Source organism: Falsiroseomonas sp. RANM36 (assembly GCF_056682175.1).
Map to the genome: position 1 here is coordinate 635,984 of NZ_JBWXTD010000004.1, position 6,732 is coordinate 642,715.

General features: G+C 70.0%; 6 protein-coding genes and 1 pseudogene. 3 read left to right on the plus strand and 4 right to left on the minus strand.

The features are described 5' to 3' along the window. From AC1MIR_RS16860 to AC1MIR_RS16875, 4 genes are all read right to left on the minus strand, one after another. The coding region (locus AC1MIR_RS16860) for an SDR family NAD(P)-dependent oxidoreductase (RefSeq protein ID WP_480029339.1) at window positions 1-294 on the minus strand (294 nt) is incomplete at its 3' end. Between the two features lie 10 nt (window positions 295-304). After that, window positions 305-1,444, minus strand: a complete 1,140-nt coding sequence (locus AC1MIR_RS16865) for a mandelate racemase/muconate lactonizing enzyme family protein (protein WP_480029340.1) — start codon at window positions 1,442-1,444, stop codon at window positions 305-307. Between the two features lie 13 nt (window positions 1,445-1,457). Then, complete coding sequence (locus AC1MIR_RS16870) at window positions 1,458-2,345, minus strand: SMP-30/gluconolactonase/LRE family protein (protein WP_480029341.1); 888 nt, start codon at window positions 2,343-2,345, stop codon at window positions 1,458-1,460. After that, the gene (locus tag AC1MIR_RS16875) at window positions 2,342-3,061 is read right to left on the minus strand and encodes a FadR/GntR family transcriptional regulator (RefSeq protein WP_480029342.1); all 720 of its coding nucleotides are present in this window, start codon (window positions 3,059-3,061) and stop codon (window positions 2,342-2,344) included. The genes AC1MIR_RS16870 and AC1MIR_RS16875 overlap by 4 nt, the downstream gene beginning before the upstream one ends. 209 nt (window positions 3,062-3,270) lie before the next feature. Here AC1MIR_RS16875 and AC1MIR_RS16880 point away from each other — a divergent pair, with 209 nt between their 5' ends. The 3 genes and pseudogenes from AC1MIR_RS16880 to AC1MIR_RS16890 form a co-directional block, all read left to right on the plus strand. Then, complete coding sequence (locus tag AC1MIR_RS16880; RefSeq protein ID WP_480029343.1) at window positions 3,271-5,202, plus strand: ABC transporter substrate-binding protein; 1,932 nt, start codon at window positions 3,271-3,273, stop codon at window positions 5,200-5,202. 5 nt (window positions 5,203-5,207) lie between these two features. Further along, window positions 5,208-6,194, plus strand: coding sequence for an ABC transporter permease (locus AC1MIR_RS16885; protein ID WP_480029344.1), 987 nt, complete (start codon window positions 5,208-5,210; stop codon window positions 6,192-6,194). Then, window positions 6,191-6,732 (plus strand): annotated as a pseudogene (locus AC1MIR_RS16890) (hypothetical protein); the annotation flags it as partial. The gene AC1MIR_RS16885 and the pseudogene AC1MIR_RS16890, both read left to right, overlap by 4 nt.

The window sequence follows — 6,732 nt, forward strand, 5'->3', positions numbered from 1 at the left end:
GGCGGGCGGGGGGGGGGTGCGGCGGGCTTTGTCCCCCCGGCCGGCGCGCGGGCCCACGGCCGCCTCGATCCGGTCCATCACCGCGCGCGGCGCGTCGCGCTCCACGAGGTCGGCGTGGATGCCGAGCGCGGGCAGCCCCGTCTCCGCACGCAAGGCAGCGACCGCCGCATCGAGCGCAGCGGCGTCACGATCCGCCAGCGCCGGCACGATGCCGTCCCGCGCAAGGCGGCGCGCCGTCGCCATGCCGATCGCACCGGCGCCGCCGGTGATCAGCGCGATGCGCGCATCCGGCATGGCATGCCCCTCAGCAATAGCCGGTCGAGCCGTCAGGACGGCGCGGCAGCTTGCGCTCCCAATGGATGTAGCGGTCCTCGGCCAACACCGCCTCGTCCATCTCCACGCCCCAGCCGGGCCGGTCGTGGCGCAGCTCCAGATGGCCGTCGCGTGGCAGGTAGGGGTCGCGCACATAGGGCGCCTGCTGCGGCAGCCGGTATTCCAGGATCTTCACATTGGGCTGCGCTGCGCAGAAATGCACGTTCACCGCCGTCGCAAGCGGCCCCATCGGGTTGTGCGGCGCGACGGTGACGTAGTGCGCTTCCGCCAGCGCGGCGATCTTGCGCATCTCGAGCAGGCCGCCGACGACGCAGATGTCGGGCTGGATGATGTCGGCGCCCGCCACCTGCAGCAGCCGCAGGAACTCGAAGCGGCTGTAGAGGCTCTCGCCGGTCGCCAGCGGGCAGCCGATCTGCGGCTTCATGCGGCCCCAGGCCTCGATGTTCTCGGGCCGGATGGGCTCCTCGTAGAAGAGCGGGTCGAAGGGCGCGAGGGCATTGCCGAGCTGCACCGCCTGCCAGGGCTCGAAGATCCGCGCATGTGCGTCGAAGGCGAATTCGAAGCGGTCCGGGCAGATCGCGCGCAGCCGCTCCACCCAACGCGTCGTGCTGCGCAGCACCTCGCGCCAGGGCACCTGGTTCAGGTCGGCGCGGAAGGGGCTGAGCTTGAAGGCGGTGAAGCCGTATTCCGCCTCCATCTTCAGGCAGGTATCGCGCACCTCTTCCGGCTCCGGCGCGCTGTAGACGCCGAGATAGACGCGCACGCGCTCCCGCGCATGGCCGCCGAGCAGCATGAACACCGGCACGCCGAGCGCCTTGGCGCTGATGTCCCACAGTGCATGGTCGATCGCGCTGATCGCGGCGAGGCCGAGCGCGCCCGGCGGGAATCGCGCCTTCTGCAGCATCTTCAGGATCAGGTATTCGATGCGCCGCGGATCCTCGCCGCCGATCTGCAGCGCCAGGTACTCCAGCAGCGGCGGCAGAGCGCGGTCGGGGCCGTGGTTGTAGCACTCGCCCCAGCCGGTGATGCCCTCGTCCGTGTCGATCGCGACGATCACGCGCGGGCGGTCGCGGTCGCGCGTCATGAAGCTGCGAAGGCCGGTGATGCGCATGGCGTGTTCCCGTTCAGCCGGCGTAGCGGGTCTGCGGCAGGCCGGTGGTGCCGAGGCCCGTCACGGCGAAGAGCCCGCCGGCATCGGGCTGCCGCGGCTCGGTCCCTGGCGTGAGGCCGACGCCGATCGAGGTGACGTAGAGCGTGTCGAGCCGCGCGCCGCCCCACATGGGGCGGGATGGCCGCTCGACCGGCATCTCCACGATGCGGTCCACACGCCCCGTCGGCGTGATACGCACAAGCTGCCAGCCGCCGACGCCGGCCATCCAGTAGCAGCCATCCGCATCCACCGTGGCGCCATCCGGCCGGCCTGCGACGGCGCGCGTGTCGAAGAACACCTCGCGCGGGCCGATCGTGCCGGTGTCGAGGTCGTAGGGCGCGCGCCAGATGGTGCGGACCGAGGGATGGCTGTCGGAGAAGTAGATCCTGCGGCCATCGGGCGCGAAGGCGAGGCCGTTCGTCGTCCAGAAGCCGCCCGGGCCATGCGTCACGCTGCGATCGGGATCGAGACGCCAGAAGGTGCCGCGCGCGGCGGGCTCGCCCTGGTCCTTCATGGTGCCGGCCCAGAAGCGGCCGCGCGCATCCGTGGCGCCGTCGTTGAAGCGGTTTTCCGGCAGGTCGGCTTCCGGGTCCGCGATGGCGGTGCAGGCGCCGGTCGCGGGATCGAACAGACGAAAGCCGCTGCGCGTGGCGAGCACGAGCCCGCCCGCCGCGCGCCGCGCGAGGCAGCCCACCGCTTCCCCGATCTCCCAGCGTCGTTCCTCGCCCGTCGCGTCGTGTCGGTGGACGAGGCCGGCGGGGATGTCCACCCACCAGAGCGCCTGGTCCTCCACGTCCCACACCGCGCCCTCGCCCACGCGCGCCGTAACCGTGCCGACGCGCTCGACCACCGGGCGTGTCATCGCGGATCGTCCCCCGCCTCGCCCTGGAAGATGCGCCGCTGGGCGCGCGTGATGTGATCGGCCATGGCCTTCTCCGCGCCCGCCGCGTCGCGCGCGACGATGGCATCCAGGATCGCGCGATGCTCGGCGCGGACGCGCGCGATGCGGCTCGGCGTGCGGCGCTGCGCCAGGCGCGGCAGCATGCGCATGCAGGTGTCGATATGCGGGCGCAGCACGTGCAACGTCTCGAGGAAGAAGCGGTTTCCGCTGGCCTCGGCGACCGCATCGTGGAAGCGGAAATCGGCCTCGTTGCCGAGCGCGCCGGTCTGCAGCACGGCTTCCAGATGCGTATGGGCCGCGCGCAGCGCCTGAAGTTGCGCCGCGCCGCGGTTGCGCGCGGCGAGACCGGCGCCGCGGGACTCGATGGTCAGCCGGAACTCGAAGCAGCGCTCGATGTCGGCGACGCAGGAGATCGGAGCGAAAGGCGCTGCCGCCTCCTCCTCCGGCCGCCGCACATAGGAGCCGGAGCCGCGGCGGGATGCGATGAAATCCTCTTCCCTCAGCCGCGCCAGCGCCTGGCGGACCACCGGCCGCGAGACGCCGAAATCAGCCGCCAGGACTTCCTCGCTCGGCAGCCGCTGGCCAGGGGCGTATTCGCCTGACAGGATGCGGCCCAGCAGCGCCTCATAGAGGCGGTCGCGGCTGAGCGGCGCCTCCACGACCGCCGTGTTTCGCACCGGCTGCGCGATGCGCCGCGAGACGGGCTCGCGCAATGCTGCGGTGCTTGAACGCGAAGCGGGCATGATCCTCCCGTACCGGCGAACTCTTCCGATCAGTCTAACTGCCGCAAAATCAGTTTGACAACTTTTGCGGCTTGGCGGAGCCTCTTCCCGTCCAAGAATGCACGGCACGCCGAAGGCGGCGGCCGATGGGAGGGTTTTGCCGCATGACGCCACGACGCAGTCTGCTCAGCCTGTCCATGGGCTGCGCACTGGCGCTGGGCCTGGTGGCCCCAGGCGCCGCACAGAACGCGCATGAGGCGCCAGCCCTCGCCCAGCGTGTCGCGCGCGGCGAGTTGCCGCCGCTGGCGCAGCGCATCGGCAGCCAGCCGGAGGTCATCACGCCGCTCGATCGGGTGGGCACCTATGGCGGACGGCTGCGCTTCGGGCTGCGCGGCAGCTCGGACCACAACCACATCCTGCGTGTGGTCGGGCCGCAGGGCCTGGTGCGCTGGGATCCGCAATACACGCGCATCGTGCCGAACGTCGCCCGCTCCTTCGAGGTGAGTGACGACGCGCGCGTCTTCACCTTCCATCTTCGCCAGGGCATGCGCTGGTCCGACGGCACGCCCTTCACCGCCGACGACGTGCTGTTCAACATGGAGGATGTCGTCCTCGCCGGTGCGCTGGCGCCGACGCCGCCGCGCTACAAGGCCGGCGGGCAGAATGTGCGCGTGGAGAAGCTGGACGCGCAGACCGTCCGTTTCACTTTCGCCGAGCCCTATGGCGACTTCCTCGCCGAGCTCGCCTCGCCGCTCGGTCAGCACCCGGTGCTGTATGCGAAGCACTACTGCAGCCAGTTCCTGCCGAAATACAACCCGAACGTCGCCGATCTGGTGCGCGCGGCCAACGCCGCGGACTGGCAGAACCTGTTCCTGGCGCGCTGCGGCGACATCGAGATCCCGTCGCGCTGGGGCAACCCTGACCGCCCGACGCTCGATCCCTGGGTGGTGCGGGAGCCCTATGTCGGCGGGGCGACCCGCGTGGTGATGGTGCGCAACCCGTATTTCTGGCAGGTGGACACCGCCGGCAACCAGCTTCCCTACATCGACGAGCTGTTCGCGCCGATCGCGCAGGACGTGCAGAGCCTGGTGCTGGAGGCGATCGCGGGCCGCATCGACTTCCAGATCCGGCACCTCGACGCGCCGTCCAACCGGCCGGTGCTGGCGCAGAACCGCGACCGCGGCGGCTACCGCTTCGTCGAGGCCTCCTCGGTCGGCGGCACCAACATGGTCATCAACCTCAACCTGACGCATCGCGATCCCGAGTGGCGGCGCCTGTTCAACACGCGCGACTTCCGCGTGGCGCTCTCGCTCGGCATGGACCGCAAGGCGGTGATCGAGACCGCGCTGCTGGGCGAGGGCGAGCCCTGGCAGAACGGCCCCTTCGAGAACCATCCGAACTTCCATCGCCGTCTCGCGACGCAGTATCTCGAGTACAATCAGGCCGAGGCCAACCGGCTGCTGGACGGTCTCGGGCTGCGGCGCGGGCCGGACGGCATCCGCCTGCTGCCATCGGGCAAGCCATTGCGCTTCAAGGTGGACGTGATCCCGACCCTGCAGCCCGAGCAGGTGGACATGCTGCAGCTGATCAGCCAGCAATGGCGCCGGATCGGCGTGGCGATGGACGTGAACCCGCTGGAGCGCACCTTCTTCTACCAGCGCACCTCCGAGGGCAACGAGCATGACGCCGCGGTGTGGGGCGGCCAGGCGAGCTGGGTGCCGGGCGAGATCCCGCAGCAGATCGTGCCGGTGCATCACGACAGCCGCTGGGGCATCCCCTGGGTGCAGTGGTACCGCAGCGGCGGCGCGCAGGGGGAGGAGCCGCCGGCATCGGTGCGCGAGCGCATGCGGCTCTATGACCAGGCGCGCGCCACGGTGGACCCCGATGCGCGCCGCGCCCTGATGACGCGCGTGGCGGACATCGCCGCCGACGAGTTCGAGGTGTTCAGCGTCTCCAAGGCGCTGCCCACCTACGGCATCGTCAGCAACGGCCTGGTCAACGTGCCGCAGGCGATGCCCTCTTCCTGGTATTATCCGACCCCGGCGCCGACGCTGCCGCAGGTCTGGTTCTGGGCGACGCCGCAGCGCGGGCGCTGAGCCCGATGCTTCTGGCCTTCATCGTCCGGCGTATCCTCTGGACGGTGCCCTTCCTGTTCGCGGTGTCCCTGGTCAGCTTCGCGCTGATCCAGGCGCCGCCGGGAGACTACCTCACAAGCTTCGCCGCGACGCTCGCCGCGTCCGGCGACGAGGTGGACCAGGGACGGCTGGAGGCGCTGCGCGAACGCTACGGCCTCGATCAGCCTTTCCTGGTGCAGTACTGGCGCTGGATCTCCGGCGTGCTGCGGGGCGATTTTGGCATCAGCTTCGAATGGCAGCAGCCGGTGGCGGAGCTGATATGGGAGCGGATGGGGCTTTCCGTCTGCCTCGCGCTCGGCACGCTGCTGTTCACCTGGGCGGTGGCGTTTCCCGTGGGCATCTACTCCGCGGTGCGCAAATACTCGATCGGCGACTACGTCGCGACCACCTTCGGCTTCATCGGGCTCGCCACGCCGAACTTCCTGATCGCGCTGGTGCTGATGTACATCGGCGTCATCTACTTCGGGACCGATGTGAGCGGCCTGTTCTCCGAGGAATACCAGAACGCCCCCTGGAGCTGGGGCAAGGTGCTCGACCTGCTGGCGCATCTCTGGATCCCGGTGATCATCCTCGGCACCTCCTCCTCCGCCAGCCTGATACGCATCATGCGCGCGAACCTGCTGGATGAGCTGCACAAGCCCTATGTCGTGACCGCTCGTGCCAAGGGCCTTTCCGAGTTCACGCTGCTAATGCGCTATCCCGTTCGGCTCGCGCTCAATCCCTTCGTGAGCACCATCGGCTGGGCCTTCCCGCAGCTGATCTCGGGCGCGGTGATCACCGCCTTCGTCCTGTCGCTCCCGACCTCCGGCCCACTTCTGCTGCAGGCCCTTCTGGCGCAGGACATGTATCTTGCCGGCGCCTTCATCCTGCTGCTTTGCAGCCTGACCGTCGTCGGCATGCTGGTCTCGGACATCCTGCTGGCGCTGATCGACCCACGGGTGCGCTACCGATGAGCGTCGCCGTCACAGACCCGCGGGAGCACCGCACCGCCGAGCAGGCTTCGCAATGGAAGCTGATGTGGTGGGCGTTCCGCCGCCACCGCCTGGCGCGCTGGTCGCTCTATCTCGTCGTGGCGCTCTATGCGATCGGCGCCTTCGCGGAGTTCTTCTCTCCCTTCGATCCCGATGCGGCGAGCGCGCGGAACGTCTTCCATCCGCCGCAGGCCATCAACTTCATCGACACCACGCCCGACGGTTCCTGGACCATCCGGCCCTGGGTGCAGGGCCACCGCCTGGTGCGCGACCGCTTCACGCTGGAGCAGAGCTTCGTCCCAGACCCTGATCGCAAGATCTACCTCGCCTTCTTCGGCCGGGCGGAGCCGGTGAAGCTCGCCGGCCTCGTCACCATCGAGCGGCGCTTCCTCACCACCGCCGAACAGGGCGAGCGCTTCTTCCTGTTCGGCGCCCCCCCCCGCGGGCGCGGCAGGCTCAGCCCGGGGGTCCCCGGCCCCCCCCACGCGCACTCCAACGGCCGGGTCGGCGGGGCGGAGAC